Source organism: Agrobacterium sp. 22094, assembly GCF_052046015.1.
In the GTDB taxonomy this organism is placed as follows: Bacteria; Pseudomonadota; Alphaproteobacteria; order Rhizobiales; family Rhizobiaceae; genus Agrobacterium; species Agrobacterium cavarae.
The window spans coordinates 162,450-181,885 of sequence record NZ_JBQEPX010000005.1 but is presented as its reverse complement, the minus strand read 5'-3'; the positions used below and the strand labels follow the sequence as shown (position 1 = coordinate 181,885).

The window sequence follows — 19,436 nt, the reverse complement described above, 5'->3', positions numbered from 1 at the left end:
TTGGCGTCTGGCGCAACGCCGGAATGTCAAATTCTTGAAGGCTCCTGATCAGCGGGTCGTCGTGCCGATCTCGGCCAGTTCGTAAGGCGTGGTCTGGTAGATCTCGTTGATCCAGTTGCCGAAGAACAGATGGGCATGGCTGCGCCAGCGGTTGAGCGGGGTAAGCGCCGGGTCGTTATGCGGGAAGTAGTCATGTGGCAGCTTGATCGGCACGCCGGAATTCACGTCGCGGAAATATTCGTCTCCCAGCGAGGTGGAGTCATATTCCACGTGGTTGAACATATAGAGCCGCTTGCCGCGCTTCTCATGCACCAGGCACACGCCCATCTCCTCGGATTCCATCAGGATTTCGAGGTCGGGATGCTTCTCGATATCGGCGCGGCGGACTTCCGTCCAACGGGACACCGGCACCTGGAAGTCGTCGGAAAAACCATTGAGGTAGATGGAGGCCGGGCAGAGATTGCGGTGGCGATAAACGCCGAAGGCCTTCTCCTTCAATTCGTGCTTCGGCACGCCATGGAAATGATAGATCGCCGCCATCGCACCCCAGCAGACATTCAGCGTCGAATGTACATTGGTCTCCGTCCAGTCGAAGATCTTCTGCATCTCTTCCCAGTAGGTCACGTCTTCATAAGCAAGCGTTTCGACTGGAGCACCGGTGATGATGAAGCCGTCGAACTTGCGGTGACGCACTTCTTCCCAGGTCTCGTAGAAGGAGAGCAGGTGTTCTTCCGGCGTGTTCTTGGCGCGGTGTCCGCCGATGCGCACCAGCGACAGCTCCACCTGCAGCGGCGAGGCGCCGACAAGCCGGGCCATCTGGATTTCGGTCTTGATCTTGTTCGGCATGAGGTTCAACAGCCCGATCTGGAGCGGGCGGATATCCTGACGGATCGCCATGGTCTCGGTCATCACCCGCACGCCCTCATTGACGAGGGTTTCGAAGGCGGGCAGCGTATCGGGAATCTTGATGGGCATCGCGAACTCTCACGTCCAAAAACAAAAAAACCGGCAGCGAAATCGCAACCGGTCCTCGGAAATTGCCTGTTTCCTCGACCCTTTAGCGACTTCTTTAAAGTGGCTGCAAGCCGGTCGGCAAATCACCACTGGGGGCTGTCATAATCCCGTCCGGCCGAAAAATCAATATCGCCGCCCTCTGCAGCGTTTCCGCCTTTCCTTGGGACAAGGTTTCGCGATAAGGCAGGGCATGAGATCGGATCACTTCACCATTCTGCTGGGCGGCGATATCGCGGTAACGGATCGCCTGCAAAAGGCGGTTGCCGGATCGCGCGTGATTGCCGCCGATAGCGGTATGAAACATGCCAGGCCGCTCGCTCTCACCCCTGAGCTTTGGGTGGGCGATTTCGATTCCGCCGATGCGGCGCTTGTCGACGAATGGCCGGATGTGCCGCAACAGCCTTTTCCCGCCGCCAAGGGCGAAACGGATGGCGAGATTGCCGTTTCCGAGGCTTTGGCGCGGGGCGCGAAGCGTCTGACGCTGGTCGGCGCGCTTGCCGGCGAGCGATCCGACCATGCGCAGTTTCATCTGCTCTATGCTGTGGCGCTGGCCGAACGCGGGCTTGAGGTGGTGCTGACGTCTGGTGAGGAAGAAGCTTTTCCGTTGCTTGCCGGCGATTTGGCGTTCGATTTGCCGCGCGGCTCGCTGTTTTCGGTTGCCGGTTTTACGGCCCTTTCGGGCCTCGATATCGAGAATGCCCGTTATCCCCTCAATGATTTTGCGCTTGCCTTCGGCTCGTCGCGCACTATGTCCAACGTGGCTGAGGGCGAAATTCGCCTTCGCCTCAAAAGCGGCAAGGCGATCGTGCTTGCCCGTCCCTACGATCTGACCGGAGCCTGATGCCTTGGCACCCCCCATTCTGAAACTCGACGATATCAAGCTGACCTTTGGCGTGACGCCACTTCTGGATGGCGCCAACCTGCAGGTGGAGCCGGGCGATCGCATCTGCCTCGTCGGTCGAAACGGGTCAGGCAAGTCGACGCTGATGAAGATCGCCGCCGGTCTTGTCGAAGCGCAGTCGGGCGAGGTTTTTCGTCATCCGTCCGCGACGATCCGCTATCTGGAGCAGGCGCCGGATTTTGGCGCCTATGACACCGTGCAGGCCTATGCCGAATCCGGTCTCGGACCGGGCGACGATCCCTACCGTGTCAGCTATCTGCTGGAACATCTGGGTCTGACCGGTCAGGAAAATCCATCGAGCCTTTCCGGTGGCGAAGCGCGCCGCGCGGCACTTGCCCGCGTCATGGCGCCGGAGCCCGACATCCTGATGCTGGACGAGCCGACCAACCATCTCGACCTGCCGACCATCGAATGGCTGGAAAGCGAATTGCAGCAGACGCGAAGCGCGCTCGTCCTCATCTCGCACGACCGTCGCTTCCTGGAGAAGGTTTCGACGGCCACCGTCTGGCTTGATCGCGGCCAGTCGCGTCGTCTCAGCCGTGGCTTCGGCTATTTCGAGGAATGGCGCGACAAGGTGCTGGAAGAGGAAGAGCTGGAGCAGCACAAGCTCGGCAAGGCGATCGAGCGCGAAGAGCACTGGATGCGCTACGGCGTGACGGCACGCCGCAAGCGCAACATGCGCCGCGTGGGAGAATTGCGTGATATGCGTGCGGCCTATCGCGGCCACAAGGGTCCGCAAGGCTCCGTGCAGGCAACGGCGGTAGAAGCGCGCGAATCCGGCAAGCTGGTGATCGAGGCCGAGGCTATCACCAAGTCATATGGCGATCGCACCATCATCGCGCCCTTTTCGCTGCGCGTGCATCGCGGCGATTGCATCGGTCTCGTCGGGCCGAATGGTGCGGGCAAGACCACGCTTCTCAAGATGCTGACCGGCGAGTTGGCGCCCGATAGCGGCACGGTGAAACTTGGCACCAATCTGGAAATTGCCACACTCGATCAGAAGCGCGAGGACCTCAATCCTAACGATACGCTGGCGCATTACCTGACCGATGGTCGCGGCGAGAGCCTGCTGGTCAATGGCGAGCAGAAGCATGTGACCGGCTATATGAAGGACTTCCTGTTCCAGCCGGAACAGGCCCGCACACCGATCCGCAATCTGTCTGGTGGTGAGCGCGCACGTCTCATTCTGGCGCGGATCCTGGCAAGGCCAACCAACCTTCTCATCCTCGATGAGCCGACGAACGATCTCGATATCGAGACCCTGGATCTGCTTCAGGAAATCGTCGCTGGCTTTTCCGGCACCGTCATTCTCGTCAGCCACGACCGTGACTTCCTCGACCGCACGGTGACGTCGACCATCGCGCCTGCCAACCCGGATGCGCCGGATGGCCGCTGGATCGAATATGCGGGCGGCTATTCCGACATGATGGCGCAGCGCAAGGGTGCGGCCGAAGAGAAGAAGCGTTCCGAAAAGCAGGAAAAGGCAAAGGCCTCGGCAAGCACTGCGACCAATGCCGAGCCGTCCAAGGCCAAGGGAAAGCTCTCCTTCAAGCAGAAGTTTGCGCTGGAAAACCTGCCGAAGGAAATGGAAAAGCTGCAGGGCGAGATCGCCAAGCGCGAAGAGCGCATGGCCGATCCGCAGCTCTTTGCCAAGGACCCGGCTGCTTTCAACAAGCTGGCAGACGAGATGGCGAAGCTTCGCGAAAAGCTGGACGCCATGGAGGAAGAATGGCTCGAGCTTGAGATGCTGCGCGAAGAGATGGAAGGCTAGTCCACACCATCTTTGACAGGTCGTGAAATATGCGGTTCTCTATCCAAAACGGAGGAGCCCCACCATGCGCATGATCTTCGTCAATCTCCCGGTGAAGAATATCGAGACATCGAAAGCCTTCTTCACGGCGCTCGGCTTCAGCTTCAATCCGGAATATTCCGATGAGCGAACGCTGTGCATGATCGTCGAGAAGAACATCTTCGTCATGCTGCTGCAGGAAGAACGCTTCCGCGATTTCATCAATGGCGAGATCGCCGATGCCAATCGCGGCACGGAGGTGCTGACCTGCCTTTCGGCGTCCAGTCGCGAGGAAATCGACAGCATGCTGAAAACAGCGCTGTCTTCCGGTGGGCGCGAGTGGAAACCGGTGCAAGACCACGGCTTCATGTATGCCGCAAGCTTTCAGGATCCCGATGGCCATGTCTGGGAGCTGGTTTACATGACGGAGCAGGCATAGGCGCGCGGCGTCACGTCTTGCCAATAACCGATTGTGTCATTACATCTTTTCTCGCTCTAACGGGGTGCTTTGTCGAAAAGACAAGGCTGAGAGGCGTTCGCCAACCCGAAGAACCTGATCCGGTTAACACCGGCGGAGGGATTAGACGGCTTCCATCCAGACGCCTATTCCCGTAACCCATTCGAGAAGGTGTCTGATGTATCGTCGTTTTCTGCTGTCCGGCCTCGTCGCCGCATCCTTCCTCCTGCCGAGCCTTGGCGTCGCGCAGGATAAAAAGGTCCTCACTGTCTACACCTATGAAAGCTTTGTCTCCGAATGGGGTCCCGGTCCCAAGGTGAAGGCGGCGTTCGAGAAGACCTGCGATTGCACCGTCAATTTCGTCGGCGTCGCCGACGGTGTGGCGCTGCTCAATCGCCTGAAGCTGGAAGGTGTCAGCTCCAAGGCGGATGTCGTGGTCGGTCTCGATACCAACCTCATCGCTGAAGCCAAGGACACTGGGCTCTTCGAAGCATCGGGTATCGACGCCTCTACGGCAAAGGTGCCGGGCGGGTTCAAGGACGATGTCTTCGTTCCCTATGATTACGGCCACTTTGCCGTCGTCTACGACACACAGACGCTGAAGAACCCGCCAAAGAGCCTGAAAGAACTGGTCGAGGGCGACCCGTCGCAGAAGATCGCCATTCAGGATCCGCGGACGTCGACGCCGGGTCTTGGCCTGCTGCTCTGGGTCAAGTCGGTCTATGGCGACAAGGCGCCGGAAGCCTGGGCAAAGCTCAAGGATCGCGTGCTGACGGTTACGCCGGGCTGGTCGGAGTCCTACGGCCTCTTCACCAAGGGCGAAGTACCGATGGTGCTCTCCTATACCACATCGCCCGCCTATCATATGGTGGCCGAGCACAGCGAGCGCTATCAGGCAGCAAGCTTCGAGGAAGGCCATTACATTCAGATCGAAGTCGCCGGTCTGTTGAAGAACGCGCCGGAGAAGGAGCTTGGCAAGAGGTTCCTTTCCTTCATCCTGACGCCTGGCTTCCAGGATGCCATTCCGGAAAACAACTGGATGATGCCGGTCACCGCCACGTCGCAGCCGCTGCCGGATGCCTTCAACAAGCTGGTCCAGCCGACCAAGACCTTCCTGATGTCGCCGGAAGAGGTGGCGAAGAACCGCAAGGCCTGGATCGATGAGTGGCTGACCGCGATGAGCGTGAAGTAATCTCACGCGGACCCCGCCCGTGATTGCGCGCAGCGACAGAAGACGGTTCCTGATCAGTGGCATGGCGGCTTTTGTCGCCGTGTTGCTCTTCATCGGACTTGCGGTCGCAGCGCTGCTTTCCTTCGATACACAGGCGGCGTCGAACGCCCTCTTCGATACCTACACGCTGCGCATTCTCCGCTTCACGCTCTGGCAGGCGACGCTCTCCACTGTTCTTTCGGTGGCGCTCGGCCTACCGGTCGCACTGGCGCTGGCACGCCAGCGGGATTTTCCCGGCCGTATCTGGATCATCCGGCTGATGGCGGTGCCCATGGGGCTGCCGGTGATCGTCGGCGCGCTCGGGCTGATTGCCATCTGGGGCAGGCAGGGGCTGCTCAATGCAGCACTTCTCTCTGCGGGCGTGGCGCGACCTTTCAGCATCTACGGCCTATCCGGCATTCTCATTGCCCATGTCTTCTTCAACCTGCCGCTCGCCGTGCGTTTCTTCCTGGCGGGGCTGGAAAGAATGCCCGGCGAATATTGGCGCATGAGTGCCGTGCTCGGCATGAATTCCCTTTCCACCTTCCGCTTCATCGAATGGCCGGTGGTGCGGCGGCTCGTGCCGGGTGTAGCGGGCCTGATCTTCATGCTCTGCGCCACGAGCTTCACGCTTGTCCTGCTGCTCGGCGGCGGTCCGGCTGCGACGACCATCGAGGTGGCGATCTATCAGGCGCTCCGCTTCGATTTCGATCCGCCACGTGCCATCGCCCTGTCGCTGATGCAGATCGCAATGACCGGCCTGCTTCTCGTGCTGCTCTCGTTTCTGCCGGGTGCGGAAGCGGAGGGGCAGACGCAGGGCCAGACGGTTCGTCGTTTCGATGCCGCTCGCCCGTTGGCGCGTCTTTGGGATGGGCTTGTCATTGTTCTTGCGATGCTGCTGGTCGGGTCGCCCCTCGTTGCCGTCGCGGCCTCCGGATTGACTGCCGATCTGTGGCGTCTTTTGAGCGCCGAGATATTTCGGCGCGCAGCCATCACCAGCCTGTCGATCGCACTTTTCTCGGCCTCGCTTTCGGTTCTCGTCTCCGTGGCGCTCATCCGGGCACGCCAGGTGGTTGCGGACAACAATGCACCGTCGTGGGGTGCAAGGCTTATCGCGGCGACTTTGGGTGGCGGCGCTTCGATGGTGCTGCTCGTGCCGCCCGTCGTGCTGGGTAGTGGCTGGTTTCTGCTGCTGCGGCCCTTTGGCGATGTGTCCCTCTTCGCGCCATTCCTCGTGGCGCTCATCAACATGCTGATGGCCTTGCCCTTTGCCATGCGCGTTCTCGAACCCGCCTTCACGACCCATCAGGCAAGAACCGAAAAACTGGTCTCAAGCCTCGGCCTCACAGGCTTTTCCCGTTTTCGCCTTGTCGATCTTCCGGTCCTGTGGCGCGCCTTCGCCATGGCCTTTTCCTTTGCCATGGCACTGTCGCTTGGCGATCTCGGAGCCGTGGCCCTTTTCGGCTCGGAACGCTTCGTGACCTTGCCGTGGCTCGTCTACAGCAATATGGGCAGCTACCGGACCAATGATGCGGCGGGCTATGCCTTCATCCTTGGCGTCATTTGCCTCATCCTCGCAGCAGGTGGCGTATCGCGCCAATCCGAGAAAGCGAAAGCAGCAGCATGAAGAGCGGTCAGGCAAAGGTTAGGCTGGAACAGGTATCGCTACAGCTTGGGCAGCAGCACTTCTTCTTCGACACGTCCTTCGAGGAAGCGAAGGTGACCGCGGTCGTCGGTCCTTCCGGTTCGGGCAAGTCGACGCTTCTCAACCTCGTCGCAGGTTTTGAAAGGCCGACAGGTGGTCGCGTGCTGATCGGGTCTGACCACATGGGTGGACGCGATCCGGCGGAAAGGCCGATCTCGCTGATCTTCCAGGACAACAACCTCTTCGCCCATCTCGATATCGCCACCAATATCGGCCTTGGGATCAGCCCGTCGCTTCGCCTGACACAGGACGACAAGACAAAAATTGCGTCAGCTCTTGAGCGGGTCGGGCTTGCGGGTTTCGAAAAGCGGCTGCCCTCCAGCATGTCCGGTGGCGAACGCCAGCGTGCAGCACTTGCGCGTGCACTGGTTCGTCAGCGCGCGGTCATGCTGCTGGACGAACCTTTTGCAGCGCTTGATCCGGGCTTACGCGCCGGAATGGCGGGGCTGTTGAAAGAGCTGCAATCGGAAAACGGCAACACGGTTCTCCTCGTCACCCATCACCCGGACGATATTCGCCGTCTTGCTGACGCGGTGGTGTTTCTGTCGGATGGCAAGATCCTGTTTCAGGGTGCGACGGAGGCCTTCGTTTCCGCCACAGACATTCCCGAGGTCGGAGCCTTCCTCCAGAAGTAGTGCGGGACCGTGCCACAATTTGGACGCGGCGCAATGTCAATCCTGCAAATAGACAGTGAAGGTGCGTATTTTTTGCACTTGCCAATCAGGCTCAACTATTTGAGACATATATAGAGAACGTCTTTTGTCAGGGTCTTTCCGCAGCATAGATCGTTTTTGGGATCGTTTTGGATGTTCAGGCATTCTGGTGCCTGTGGGGTTTAAGCTGATATTCTGGTCTGCATATAACGGATGATCAGGAACGTTTGGAGCGGACTGGCAGGATGATGACGCGTGTGAAGGCCGTAAATGGCCGCTCCGGTCACGACATGGAAAAGCGGTCGATATCGCGGCGAGGCATCATAAGCCTCGGGGCTGCGGCATTGATGCTGTCTTCATGCCAGTCGCTGTTCAGCCCTGCCTATCAGTCCTCGCTGAAGCCTTCCGACAATCCGCAGACGGTCGAAGAGGTGCAGAAGAACGATCCGCGCGCACAGATGGGTGCGCGTGAGCATCCGCGCATCGTCGCAAGCTATGGCGGCGAATATCACGACGAGAAGACCGAGCGTCTGGTCGCCCGCATCACCGGCGCGTTGACGGCAGTGTCGGAAAATCCTCAGCAGTCCTATCGCATTACCATTTTGAATTCGCCGGCCATCAATGCTTTCGCGCTGCCGGGCGGCTATCTTTACGTGACGCGCGGTCTTCTGGCGCTTGCCAATGACGCGTCTGAAGTGGCCGCCGTGCTGTCGCACGAAATGGGCCACGTCACAGCCAATCACGGCATTGAGCGTCAACGCCGAGAGGAAGCGGAAGTGATTGCCAGCCGCGTGGTGGCGGAGGTTCTGTCCAGCGATCTCGCCGGCAAGCAGGCGCTTGCACGCGGCAAGCTTCGTCTTGCGGCCTTTTCGCGCCAGCAGGAATTGCAGGCGGACGTGATCGGCGTGCGGATGCTGGGTGAGGCCGGCTACGACCCCTATGCCTCGCCACGCTTCCTTGATTCGATGGCGGCCTATGCGCGCTTTACCTCGGCCGATCCCGATAGCGACCAGAGCCTCGACTTCCTGTCCAGCCACCCGAATACGCCGCAGCGTATCGAACTGGCCAAGCGCCATGCGCGTGCCTTCGGCCAGGAAGGCCAGGTCGGCGACAAGGGCCGCGACTGGTTCCTCACCGGCATTGACGGACTTCTGTATGGCGACAGCCCGCAGGAGGGTTATGTCCGTGGTAACACCTTCCTGCATGGCAATCTCGGCATTCGTTTCGATGTGCCGGAAGGGTTTCAGATCGACAATAAGGTCGAGGCGGTTCTGGCAACTGGCCCGGGTGATATGGCAATCCGCTTCGATGGCGTTGCCGATCCGAAGCAGACCAGCCTGCCCAACTACCTGACCAGCGGCTGGGTGGCCGGCCTGTTGCCGGATACGGTGCGGGAAATACAGGTCAACGGCCTGCCGGCTGCAACGGCGCGCGCCAGCGCCGACAAGTGGGATTTCGATGTCACCGTCATTCGTGTCGGCGATCAGATTTTCCGTTTCCTCACCGCCGTGCCGAAGGGCAGCGCGCAATTGGAGACGGTGGCGAACCTTCTGCGCTCCAGCTTCCGCAAGATGACGCCTGCGGAAGTCTCCGCGCTGAAGCCGCTTCGCGTGCGCGTCGTTACCGTCAAGCCGGGCGAAACGGTCGCTTCGCTTGCCGCACGGATGATGGGCACCGATCGCAAGCTGGAACTCTTTCGCGTCTTAAATGCGCTGAGCACCACCGCCGCGATCGAGCCGGGGCAGCGGGTCAAGATCATTTCGGAATGAGCAGGGCGCTGTCCGACAGCGCCCTCATTTACCCACTTCCGTTCAAACCATCGGAACGTCGAACACTTCGCCAGGACGCATCGGGCGGAAGTTTTCACGCGCGACGTTTTGATCCTCCAGGGCCGCTTCAAGCGCGATGATCGGTGCGTCGATCGCCTCATCGGTCAGTTGCACCGTGCCCCAATGGTGGCCGCAGGCATAAGCGGCGTTGCAGATCTTCATGCCTTCCACCGCTTCTGCCGGATTTTGGTGCTGGCCCTTCATGAACCAGCGCGGCTCATAGGCACCGAAGGGCAGGTTGGCGAGACGGAAGCTGCCATGTTTCTTGGCGGCAGCGTGGTAGTTCAGCCCGCTGTGAAAGCCGGTATCGCCGATATGGTAGATCTTGCCGCCGGGCGTCTCGATGACGAAGGCGGCCCAGAGCGCCATGCGCCTGTCGTTCAACCCGCGTGCCGACCAGTGGTGGCAGGGCTCGAAATGGACTTTGACGTCGGGGCTGACGGCAATCGCATCGCCCCAGTCTCCCACCGAAATCTTCGCAGCCTGCACCTTGGTGCGGATGATCGCGTCATTGCCAAGCGGCGTGACGAAAAGCGGCTTGTGCTCGACATGCAGCCGATGCAGCGTTTCGAGATCGAGATGGTCATAGTGATTATGGGTGACGAGCACGAGATCGATCGGCGGCAGGTCCTCGAAGCGGATGCCGGGCGGGTTGACACGCTTTGGCCCGACAAAGCTGAACGGACTTGTGCGCTCCGACCAGACCGGATCGACCAGAATATTCAGTCCCGCCGTCTGAATGAGGAACGAGGCGTGGCCAACGAAGGTGACGCGCAGATCTTTCCCTTCGACGCGGGCGTCTGGTTTCGCGGTCGGATAGGGGCTTGGATAGTTCTCCGGCCACTCGGCTCTCTGGCCGTTGAAGCGCCATTTCATCAGGTCGCTAAAACCATTCGGCTGCTCCCCATTGGGATTGAAGAACCGCGTGCCGTCGAAATGATCGGAGGCAGGGCCCTTGTAATAAGCGCTGGCATAGGAACGGCTGGCAAAAATGCCGCCGCTGGCAAGCAGCAGGCCGCCAATGGCGGAGAGGCGAAAGAAGTTTCGACGGTTCATAATATAAGCTATAGGAAGCGCACCGATAAACAACAAGCGTCTGACCCATAGAAGAAGCGCCTCGACGTCGACAAATTGACGGCGCTTCGGCCAAAACTGCGGACTTGCCTTGACTTTGGCGCGCATTTCCTGTTTATCCCGCCGCATCAGCTGGCAGTTTCAAGACTCCAAGCCACCGACCGGGACCCGTCAAGGTATAAAGAGATCCCGGAGGTCAACACCCGACAGCGCGACGCGCCCTCGGGTGCTTTTTGGCTTTGCCCATTTCAGGGCGTCTTGTTTTTGCCGGCAAAAGCACCGACGTTTCGGGAAACCGAAACGAAGAAGGATGAAACGATGTTTGAAAACCTCCAGGACCGCCTTGGCTCCATTTTGAATGGACTGACCGGCCGTGGCTCGCTTTCGGAAGCCGATGTTTCCGCAGCGCTGCGTGAGGTTCGCCGTGCGCTTCTGGAAGCGGACGTGGCGCTGGAAGTCGTTCGTACCTTCACCGAAAAGGTGCGCGAAAAGGCGGTTGGCGCCTCCGTTCTGAAGTCCATCAAGCCCGGCCAGATGGTCGTCAAGATCGTCCATGACGAGCTTGTCGAAATGCTGGGTTCGGAAGGTGTTTCGGTCGATCTTCATGCGCCGGCACCCGTCGTCATCATGATGGTGGGTCTGCAGGGTTCGGGTAAGACCACCACCACCGGCAAGATTGCCAAGCGTTTGACGGATCGCGAGAAGAAGAAGGTGCTGATGGCATCTCTCGACACGCGCCGCCCCGCCGCCCAGGAACAGCTGCGCCAGCTCGGCGTACAGACCGGCATCGATACGCTGCCGATCGTTGCCGGCCAGTCGCCGACCGATATCGCCTCGCGCGCGGTCCAGGCAGCCAAGCTTGGCGGCCATGATGTCGTGATCCTCGATACCGCCGGCCGTACCCACATCGACGAGCCGTTGATGCTGGAAATGGCTGACATCAAGAAGAAGGCCAATCCGCACGAAATCCTGCTGGTTGCCGACAGCCTGACCGGTCAGGACGCCGTCAATCTGGCGCGCAATTTCGATGAACGTGTCGGTATCACCGGCCTTGTGCTGACCCGTATGGATGGCGATGGCCGCGGCGGTGCAGCGCTTTCCATGCGTGCCGTCACCGGCAAGCCGATCAAGCTCATCGGTACCGGCGAGCGGATGAACGAACTGGATGAGTTTCATCCACGCCGTATCGCAGACCGCATTCTCGGCATGGGCGATATCGTCTCGCTGGTCGAAAAGGCCGCGGAAAATATCGATGCGGAAAAAGCCCGCGCCATGGCCGAGAAGATGGCCAAGGGCAAGTTCGACCTCAACGATCTGGCCGACCAGCTGCGCCAGATGCAGAAGATGGGCGGCATGGGCGGCATCATGGGTCTGATGCCCGGCATGGCCGGCATGAAGGACAAGATGGCGTCCGCCGGTTTGAACGACAAGATGTTCGACCGTCAGCTGGCGATCATCTCCTCGATGACCAAGGCCGAGCGCGCCAATCCGGATATTCTCAAACACAGCCGCAAGAAGCGCATTGCTGCCGGTTCCGGCACGGATGCTGCCGAAATCAACAAGCTCTTGAAGATGCATCGCGGCATGGCCGACATGATGAAAGCCATGGGCGGCAAGGGCAAGGGCGGCATCATGAAGCAGATGATGGGCGGTCTGGCCGGCAAGATGGGTCTCGGCGGCATGGGCGGCATGCCTGATCTCGCCAATATGGACCCCAAGCAGCTTGAAGCGCTGCAGAAGCAGGCTGAAGCCGCAGGTCTTGGCAAGCCGGGCGCTCTGCCTCCGGGTCTTGGCGGTCTTCCAGGCGGATTGCCTGGTCTCGGTGGCAGCAAGCTGCCGGGTCTCGGCGGTCTTCCGGGTCTTCCCGGTTTTGGCAAGAAGAAGTGAGGCCATCGGTGACCACGACAGACGTCAAAGAAAAACTCGCTGAATACCGCCAGTCCATCGACAATGTCGATGCCGCACTGGTGCATATGCTGGCTGAACGCTTCCGCTGTACCAAGGCGGTGGGCGTGTTGAAGGCCACCTACGATTTGCCGCCGGCGGACCCGGCGCGCGAAGAATACCAGATCGAACGCCTGCGCCGCCTGGCCAAGGATGCCAATCTGGATCCGGATTTCGCCGAGAAGTTCTTGAACTTCATCATCAAGGAAGTCATCCGGCATCATGAAGCAATTGCCGCTGAACACAACGGCACAGAAAAGACCGCCTGACCGGCGGGCAAGCCATTATAAGGAGAACTCACATGGCACTGAAAATTCGTCTCGCACGCGGTGGTTCCAAGAAGCGCCCGTACTACCAGATCGTTGTTGCTGACGCCCGCAGCCCGCGCGACGGCCGCTTCCTCGAGAAGGTCGGTTCCTGGAACCCGATGCTTCCGAAGGACAACGCTGACCGCATCCAGATCAATGGCGACCTCGTCAAGGAATGGATCGCAAAGGGTGCACAGCCGACCGACCGCGTTCTGCGCTTCCTCGCTGAAGCCGGCATTGCGACGCGCGACGCGCGCAGCAACCCTGAAAAGGCGAAGCCAGGCAAGAAGGCTCTCGAGCGCGTTGCCGAGAAGAAGCAGAAGGCTGAAGACGCTGCTGCTGCTGCCGCTGAAGCTGCTGCTGCAGAATAAGTTCGGTTTATCCCGATTGACGACGGGTGGTGCGGTTTCCGCGCCGCCCGTTTTCATGTTTAATCCCCATGGGCTTGGCGAGAGATCAGCCAGGCACTAAAAGATACGCGCAAAACGCGATAACGGACGGTTCAATGGCAAAGCTGGAAAACCCCATTCTCATGGCCAAGATTGGCGCAGCTCAAGGCTTGCGCGGCGAGGTGCGGGTCAGCTCCTATACCGACGATCCCATGGCGCTTGGCGATTACGGCAATCTTGTTGCCGCCGATGGGCGCGTGTTTGAAATTCTCGAAGTGCGCCAAGGCAAGAATGTCGTCATCGTGCGCTTCCGTGGCATCAACGACCGCAACGCCGCTGAAGCGTTGAACGGGCTTGAGCTTTTCGTCGATCGCGACAACCTGCCTGACGAGGATCTGGACGAGGACGAGTTCTTCTACACCGATCTCGAAGGTCTCGACGTGGTCGATGCCGAAGGCAAGAGCTATGGTTCGGTCAGTGCCGTCTACGATTTCGGCGCAGGCGACCTGCTTGAGCTGAAGGGTGCGGGACGTCGCCCGGCGCTCATCCCGTTTACCGAGGCTGCTGTTCTCGAAATCGACCTGGAAGGCGGAAAGATCCTGATTGATCCCTTTGCCGCCGGACTGATCGACAATCCGGAAGATGGCAAGGACGATCCCGAGCATCCGATCTTCGGCAAGGGCAAGAAGTAAGGCGATGAGCTTCAAGGCAACCGTGCTGACGCTCTACCCGGAGATGTTTCCGGGGCATCTGTCCTATTCTCTGGCTGGCAAGGCGCTGGAGCGCGGCCAGTGGCAGATGGAGCCGGTGCAGATCCGCGACTTTGCCGCTGATAAGCACCGCAGTGTCGATGACACTCCGGCAGGTGGCGGTGCCGGCATGGTGCTGAAACCCGATGTGCTGGCAGCGGCGATCGATGCGGTGTCGGAGGGTGATTCCCGTCCGCGCCTTTTGATGAGCCCGCGCGGCAAACCGCTGACGCAGAAGCGTGTGCGCGAATTGGCCGCCGGAGAGGGCGTCATCATTGTTTGCGGTCGCTTCGAAGGCGTGGACCAGCGGGTGATCGACGCGCGTGGCCTCGAAGAGGTTTGCATCGGCGACTATATCCTTTCAGGTGGCGAGCCTGCGGCACTGACGCTTCTCGATGCGGTGGTGCGCATTCTCCCCGGCGTGATGGGCAACGATCTGTCCGGCGTGCATGAAAGTTTCGAAGGCGGGCTTTTGGAGCATCCGCATTATACAAGGCCACAGGTCTGGGAGGGGCGCGATATCCCCGCGGTCCTCACCTCCGGCAATCACAAGCTGATCGACACGTGGCGGCATGAGCAGGCGCTTTCCCTGACGAAAGAGCGCCGACCCGACCTCCTTGCCGGTACTCAGGCCGTCAAGAAATAATAGCCCGTCAGCAAGAGCCCGACCGTGATCACCAATGCGCGGATGATCCACTGCGGAACGCGGCGGGCAAGATAGACGCCGCAATAGCCGCCAAGCGCAGACGCCGGGATCATGATCAGCGCCGCATGCCACGCGACGACACCACCGCCGACGAAGACGATAATGGCAACGGCGGCGATGACGACCGCCAGCAGGTTCTTCAGCGCGTTCAGATGGTGATAGGTGCCGCCTGCGGTCAATCCCAGCACCGCGAGCATCATGATGCCCATGCCGGCACCGAAGAATCCGCCATAGATCGAGGTGAGGAACTGGCCGATCAGGCTCGCGACATTGCTTTTCGGATGCTCCTCACTCGAGCGCGGACGAAGCCAGGGACCGGCGGCAAAGAGCGCGGTTGCGGCAAGCAAGAGCCACGGCACCAGCTGGCGGAAGGAGGGGTTGTCGAGCGACAGCAACAGCAGTGCGCCGCCGGTTGAACCGAGGATCGAGAGGACCGCGAGCAGGACCGCACCCTTCCAGTAGGCACGAATTTCCGGCCAGTAGGCGATCACCGAGGTGACGTAGCCCGGAAACTGAACGATAGAGGAGGTGGCATTGGCCGAGATCGGTGCGATACCCGCTACCGTCATGGCGCCGAAGGTAAGGAAGGTGCCGCCGCCAGCAATGGCATTGACGGCGCCGGACAGAAAGCCGCTGGCGAACAAGAGTAGAATGATTGCAATGGACATGGCCCCTCCCGGCGTTCCATCTCCCATATAAGCAGATGTGCTTTCCGACAATCAGGTGGCGGCCGACAAAATATTGTCATGTAAGGGATGACAAACCGGTGATCTTCCTGTATTGGCCCGCGTGGAACTGGGCTTATGCCCATTAACCGCAAGCAAAGAATGGCGAACCCGCTCCTGCCGCAAGGCATAATTCCAAGGACAGGATCCAAGGAATGATCTCGTTGAGCGCTCTGGCTGTTTCAGAAGAACTCAGAGGTTAACATGACCAACATTATCGCACAGCTGGAAGCCGAACAGGCCGCCAAGATCGAAGCAAAGCGCAAGCTTCCTGAATTTTCTCCTGGTGACACCGTTCGCGTCAACGTGCGCGTTACGGAAGGTAACCGTACTCGCGTACAGGCTTATGAAGGCGTCGTTATCGCTCGCTCCGGCGGCGGTCTCAACGAGAACTTCACTGTTCGCAAGATCTCCTACGGCGAAGGCGTAGAGCGCGTATTCCCGGTTTACTCTCCGCTGGTTGAAGGCGTTGAGATCGTTCGCCGTGGTAAGGTTCGCCGCGCGAAGCTCTACTACCTGCGCGACCGTCGCGGCAAGTCCGCTCGTATCGTTGAAGACACCGGCGTTCGCGCTCGCAAGCTCAACGACGCAGAGCGTCAGGCTGCTGCCGAGGAAAAGGCACGTATCGAAGCTGAAAAGGTTGCAGCAGCACAGGCTCTGGCCGCCGAAAAGGCAGCAGCAGAAGCCGCTGAAGCCAAGGCAGCTGAAGAAGCTGCAGCAGCAAAGGCTGCTGAAGGTGCAGCTGAATAAGCTTTCCCTTTTGGGGTTTTCGAAAAGGCGGTCTTCGGGCCGCCTTTTTTCGTTTTCTGGCTCTGCTCCTTGCCGCGCACCGGGCGTTCTATTGCGAAGCTGGGTTGAAAGACGGGTGGCATTCTAACCACCACCGCTTTCTTGAAACGCATATCTCTTGCGTGGCGGGTTTAAAGCGTGTCAATTTCCGCCATTGTTTTCAGGAGACCGCCATTGTTCAGACGCTCGTTTTTCATCGCCATCGCCGCCACACTGCTATCGCCGGTTCTCGCATCGGCCGCTGATCTGCCGGATCTGAAGGGTCGCGAGATCGTCGTGGTGACGGAGAATGCCTATCCGCCGCTGCAATTCGTCGATCCGAAGACGGGCAAGCCGATCGGTTGGGAATATGACGCGATGAACGAGATCGCCAAACGGCTGAATGCCAAGGTCGAGTATCAGAACGCATCCTGGGACGCGATGATCCCGGCTGTCTCCGCCGGGCAGTACGACATCGGTATGACCGGCATCAGCATCAAGGAAGAGCGCAAGGAAAAGGTGGATTTCTCCGATCCCTATATGCGCTCTGAAATGTTCATGCTGGTGCGGGCAGACGAGACGCGCTTTACCGACGCCAAGAGCTTTGCGGCCTTCGATAAGGGCCTGATCGGCGCGCAGGCCGGCACAACGCCCTTCTATACGGCCGTCTACGATATTCTCGATGGCAACGAGCAGAACCCGCGCGTCAAGTTGATGGAGACCTTCGGCGCCACCGTGCAGGCGCTGCGCACCGGTGATGTCGACCTGGTGCTGACCGACGGCGTTGCCGGCAAGGGCTATGTCGATTCGTCGAATGGCACGCTGAAGCTGATCGGTGGACCGCTCGGCGGCGACGATTTCGGCTTCATCTTCAAGAAGGGCTCCGATCTCGTGGCACCGGTCAATGCCGCAATTGCTGCCTTGAAGGCCGATGGCACCTTTGCCGCGCTCGATAAGAAGTGGTTCCTGGACTACAAGCTTGGCGAATAAGCCAATGGGCCTGTCATCGCCTTGGAGCGTTCCGGCGTGAACCGTCCGCATTCGAAACAGGCGGCGGATGACTTTCCCTGTTGGCTGGTGGCGCTTATCGGTATCGGCGCCATTCTTGCCGTGGTGATTGCCGTCAATGGCGTCTATGCCCAGGTCTTCACCACCGTCATCAATGGCATGGGCATGACGGTCTTCGTCACGCTGGTGGCCTTCCTTCTCGCCTGCCTCTGGGGTCTTTTGATCGCCCTTCTCGGTATGGCCGATCATATTGTCCTGCGGCAGATCGCGCGTTTCTACATCGAGACGATGCGCGGCATTCCGATTCTGGTGGTGCTGTTCTACATCGCGTTTGCCGGCGCGCCGCTGCTGGTGGATTTCGTCAACTGGCTGCTGACGCCGCTGATTGCAGCAGGCTGGATCGAGCCCGTCATCGTGCGCGACTTTTCGCTGATGTGGCGCGCGATCCTGGCGCTGACGCTCTGCTACGGAGCGTTCCTCGCCGAGATCTTCCGGGCGGGCATCGAGGCTGTCGATCAAGGACAGATAGAGGCTGCCAAGGCGCTGGGCCTTAGCCGCTACCAGCGCTTTCGGCTGGTCGTCTTTCCGCAGGCGGTGCGGACGATCTTTCCGCCGCTCTCCAATGATTTCGTTTCGATGGTGAAGGATAGCTCGCTGGTCTCGGTGCTGGGTGTCGCGGATATCACGCAGCTCGGCAAGGTCTATGCGGCAGGCTCTTTCCGCTTCTTCGAGACTTATTCCATCGTCGCTTACGTCTATCTGATCCTGACGCTCGGACTGTCGCTGATCCTGCGGCGCATCGAAAAAGGGATGCGCCGCAAGCAGGGGCGTTGAGAGCCTCAGGCCTTCAAATTCGGCTGCGAAGTGATCTGCCTGGCGATCATGCGTCCGGCGATGATCACGAGCACACCGGCAATCGCCAGGCAGGCCGAGAGGAAGAACATCGGTGCGATGGTGCTTCCCGTCTCATCTCTGATCCAGGGAACGACGTTCTGGGCGACGAAGCCGCCGAGATTGCCGACCGAGTTGATGGCTGCCAGACCGGCCGCAGCGCCCGCACCCTTCAGGAAGCGACCAGGAAGGCTCCAGAACACCGGCTGTCCGGCGAAGATGCCCGCTGCGGCGATGCAGAGGAAGGCGAACTGCGCGACCGGCGCCGTCATCAGAGCGGACATCAGCAGGCAGAACGCGCCAACGAAGGCGGGCACCACGATATAGGTGATCTTCTTCTCGGAGCGATCGGCAGCCGACGGCACCAGATAGAGGGCAACGGCAACGATCAGCCAGGGGATGATGTTGATGAAGCCATTCGCGGTGTTCGACACGCCGAAGCTTTTGACAATGGTCGGCAGCCAGTAGCTGAGACCATAGGCGGCGAGCGGGAATCCGACATAGCAGAGCGACATGAAGAGGACGCGCGGATTGATCAGCGCGCGAAAACCGTCCTCTGCATGTTCGTCCATGCCGGAGTTCTCCGAAGCGATGCGCTTGTTCAGCCAGTCCTTCTCGTCCTGAGACAGGAACGCAGCCGTTTCCGGCTTGTCGTCGAGGTAGAAGATGGTGACGATGCCCGCAATCACGGCCGGAATGCCGGTTGCAAGGAAAACCCACTCCCAGCCCGCATAGCCCCAGAGGCCATCCAGATCGAGCAGCATGCCGCCAAGCGGCGCGCCGATTGCATTGGCAAGTGCCGAGAAGATCATGAACAGGCCGACCATGCGGCCGCGATAATCGCGCGGGAACCACAGCGTCAGGAGATAGAGGACACCGGGGAAGAAGCCGGCCTCGCAGACACCGAGAAGGAAGCGCAGGATGTAGAACATCGTCGGGCTGGAAGTGTAGGCGAGCGCAATCGTCACAAGCCCCCAGGAAATGATGATGCGGGCGAACCAGAGCCTTGCGCCGAAGCGATTGAGCAGCAGATTGCTCGGCACTTCGAAGATGAAATAGCCGATGAAGAACAGCGACGCGCCAAGGCCATAGGCATATTCGCTGAGGCCCAGATCGCCGACCATCTGCAGTTTGGCGAAGCTGACATTTTGACGGTCGATATAGGCGATGAGATAGAGAAGCCCGAGAAAGGGCATCAGTCGCCAGGTGATTTTTGAAATAAGTGCTTTTTCAGATACCAAGATGTATCCCTCCCTGTCGGCGGCACGCCGAGGTGCTGCCCGATTTGACGAGACCGGTTCTCACGCGGCTTTCAC

Annotated in this window: 19 protein-coding genes and 2 riboswitches; of the genes, 15 read left to right on the top strand and 4 right to left on the bottom strand. The window is 59.9% G+C overall.

Translation table 11 applies throughout. The annotated features are described in order from the left end of the window. Positions 1–48 precede the first annotated feature (48 nt). Complete coding sequence (gene metA / locus ACTJK5_RS19750) at positions 49–975, bottom strand: homoserine O-acetyltransferase MetA (protein WP_113259526.1); 927 nt, start codon at positions 973–975, stop codon at positions 49–51. A 62-nt stretch (positions 976–1,037) separates the two neighbouring features. Continuing rightward, positions 1,038–1,114: riboswitch (SAM riboswitch) on the bottom strand. A gap of 90 nt (positions 1,115–1,204) precedes the next feature. On the opposite strand from metA, the gene ACTJK5_RS19745 reads away from it, so the two are divergent. The 7 genes from ACTJK5_RS19745 to ACTJK5_RS19715 all read left to right on the top strand — a co-directional run bounded on the left by ACTJK5_RS19745 (position 1,205) and on the right by ACTJK5_RS19715 (position 9,498). Further along, positions 1,205–1,855 carry a thiamine diphosphokinase gene (locus ACTJK5_RS19745; protein WP_440613061.1) on the top strand — a complete coding sequence of 217 codons (651 nt, stop codon included), beginning with the start codon at positions 1,205–1,207 and terminating at the stop codon, positions 1,853–1,855. A gap of 4 nt (positions 1,856–1,859) precedes the next feature. Then, a complete protein-coding gene (locus tag ACTJK5_RS19740) occupies positions 1,860–3,686 on the top strand; it encodes an ABC-F family ATP-binding cassette domain-containing protein (RefSeq protein ID WP_153312556.1) in 1,827 nt (608 codons plus the stop codon). 64 nt (positions 3,687–3,750) lie between these two features. Then, positions 3,751–4,143 (top strand): VOC family protein, encoded by a 393-nt coding sequence (locus ACTJK5_RS19735; RefSeq protein ID WP_062424950.1) that lies wholly within the window; start codon positions 3,751–3,753, stop codon positions 4,141–4,143. Positions 4,144–4,193: 50 nt separating this feature from the next. After that, positions 4,194–4,301: riboswitch (TPP riboswitch) on the top strand. A gap of 38 nt (positions 4,302–4,339) precedes the next feature. Further along, the gene (thiB, locus tag ACTJK5_RS19730; RefSeq protein ID WP_440613060.1) at positions 4,340–5,353 is read left to right on the top strand and encodes a thiamine ABC transporter substrate binding subunit; all 1,014 of its coding nucleotides are present in this window, start codon (positions 4,340–4,342) and stop codon (positions 5,351–5,353) included. Between the two features lie 19 nt (positions 5,354–5,372). Further along, on the top strand, positions 5,373–6,998 hold the full coding sequence (thiP, locus tag ACTJK5_RS19725) for a thiamine/thiamine pyrophosphate ABC transporter permease ThiP (RefSeq protein WP_440613059.1): 1,626 nt from the start codon (positions 5,373–5,375) through the stop codon (positions 6,996–6,998). Then, positions 6,995–7,711, top strand: coding sequence for a thiamine ABC transporter ATP-binding protein (locus tag ACTJK5_RS19720; RefSeq protein WP_440613058.1), 717 nt, complete (start codon positions 6,995–6,997; stop codon positions 7,709–7,711). Before thiP ends, ACTJK5_RS19720 begins: the two co-directional genes overlap by 4 nt. Positions 7,712–8,019: 308 nt before the next feature. Continuing rightward, positions 8,020–9,498 (top strand): M48 family metalloprotease, encoded by a 1,479-nt coding sequence (locus tag ACTJK5_RS19715; protein WP_440613133.1) that lies wholly within the window; start codon positions 8,020–8,022, stop codon positions 9,496–9,498. A gap of 42 nt (positions 9,499–9,540) precedes the next feature. On the opposite strand, the gene ACTJK5_RS19710 is transcribed toward ACTJK5_RS19715, so the two are convergent. Then, positions 9,541–10,614, bottom strand: a complete 1,074-nt coding sequence (locus tag ACTJK5_RS19710) for an MBL fold metallo-hydrolase (RefSeq protein ID WP_440613132.1) — start codon at positions 10,612–10,614, stop codon at positions 9,541–9,543. Between the two features lie 336 nt (positions 10,615–10,950). Between ACTJK5_RS19710 and ffh the strand changes: the two genes are divergently transcribed. The 5 genes from ffh to trmD all read left to right on the top strand — a co-directional run bounded on the left by ffh (position 10,951) and on the right by trmD (position 14,668). Then, entirely contained in the window at positions 10,951–12,519 is a 1,569-nt protein-coding gene (gene ffh / locus ACTJK5_RS19705) for a signal recognition particle protein (protein WP_062424946.1), read from the top strand. A gap of 8 nt (positions 12,520–12,527) precedes the next feature. Next, complete coding sequence (locus tag ACTJK5_RS19700; RefSeq protein ID WP_062444677.1) at positions 12,528–12,845, top strand: chorismate mutase; 318 nt, start codon at positions 12,528–12,530, stop codon at positions 12,843–12,845. A 32-nt stretch (positions 12,846–12,877) separates the two neighbouring features. Then, complete coding sequence (rpsP, locus tag ACTJK5_RS19695; protein WP_062424945.1) at positions 12,878–13,255, top strand: 30S ribosomal protein S16; 378 nt, start codon at positions 12,878–12,880, stop codon at positions 13,253–13,255. Between the two features lie 134 nt (positions 13,256–13,389). Continuing rightward, positions 13,390–13,965 carry a ribosome maturation factor RimM gene (gene rimM, locus ACTJK5_RS19690; RefSeq protein WP_062424944.1) on the top strand — a complete coding sequence of 192 codons (576 nt, stop codon included), beginning with the start codon at positions 13,390–13,392 and terminating at the stop codon, positions 13,963–13,965. Positions 13,966–13,969: 4 nt separating this feature from the next. Continuing rightward, on the top strand, positions 13,970–14,668 hold the full coding sequence (gene trmD / locus ACTJK5_RS19685) for a tRNA (guanosine(37)-N1)-methyltransferase TrmD (protein WP_440613057.1): 699 nt from the start codon (positions 13,970–13,972) through the stop codon (positions 14,666–14,668). On the opposite strand, the gene ACTJK5_RS19680 is transcribed toward trmD, so the two are convergent. Further along, positions 14,650–15,396, bottom strand: a complete 747-nt coding sequence (locus tag ACTJK5_RS19680; RefSeq protein ID WP_440613056.1) for a sulfite exporter TauE/SafE family protein — start codon at positions 15,394–15,396, stop codon at positions 14,650–14,652. The genes trmD and ACTJK5_RS19680 overlap by 19 nt on opposite strands. Positions 15,397–15,657: 261 nt before the next feature. Here ACTJK5_RS19680 and rplS point away from each other — a divergent pair, with 261 nt between their 5' ends. From rplS to ACTJK5_RS19665, 3 genes are all read left to right on the top strand, one after another. Next, entirely contained in the window at positions 15,658–16,203 is a 546-nt protein-coding gene (gene rplS, locus ACTJK5_RS19675) for a 50S ribosomal protein L19 (RefSeq protein WP_027673599.1), read from the top strand. A 213-nt stretch (positions 16,204–16,416) separates the two neighbouring features. Continuing rightward, on the top strand, positions 16,417–17,211 hold the full coding sequence (locus ACTJK5_RS19670) for a transporter substrate-binding domain-containing protein (protein WP_440613055.1): 795 nt from the start codon (positions 16,417–16,419) through the stop codon (positions 17,209–17,211). 36 nt (positions 17,212–17,247) lie between these two features. Beyond that, the gene (locus tag ACTJK5_RS19665) at positions 17,248–18,063 is read left to right on the top strand and encodes an amino acid ABC transporter permease (RefSeq protein ID WP_440613054.1); all 816 of its coding nucleotides are present in this window, start codon (positions 17,248–17,250) and stop codon (positions 18,061–18,063) included. Positions 18,064–18,068: 5 nt separating this feature from the next. Here ACTJK5_RS19665 and ACTJK5_RS19660 read toward each other — a convergent pair whose 3' ends face one another. Beyond that, a complete protein-coding gene (locus ACTJK5_RS19660) occupies positions 18,069–19,361 on the bottom strand; it encodes an MFS transporter (protein WP_062424939.1) in 1,293 nt (430 codons plus the stop codon). Between the last annotated feature and the right edge of the window lie 75 nt (positions 19,362–19,436).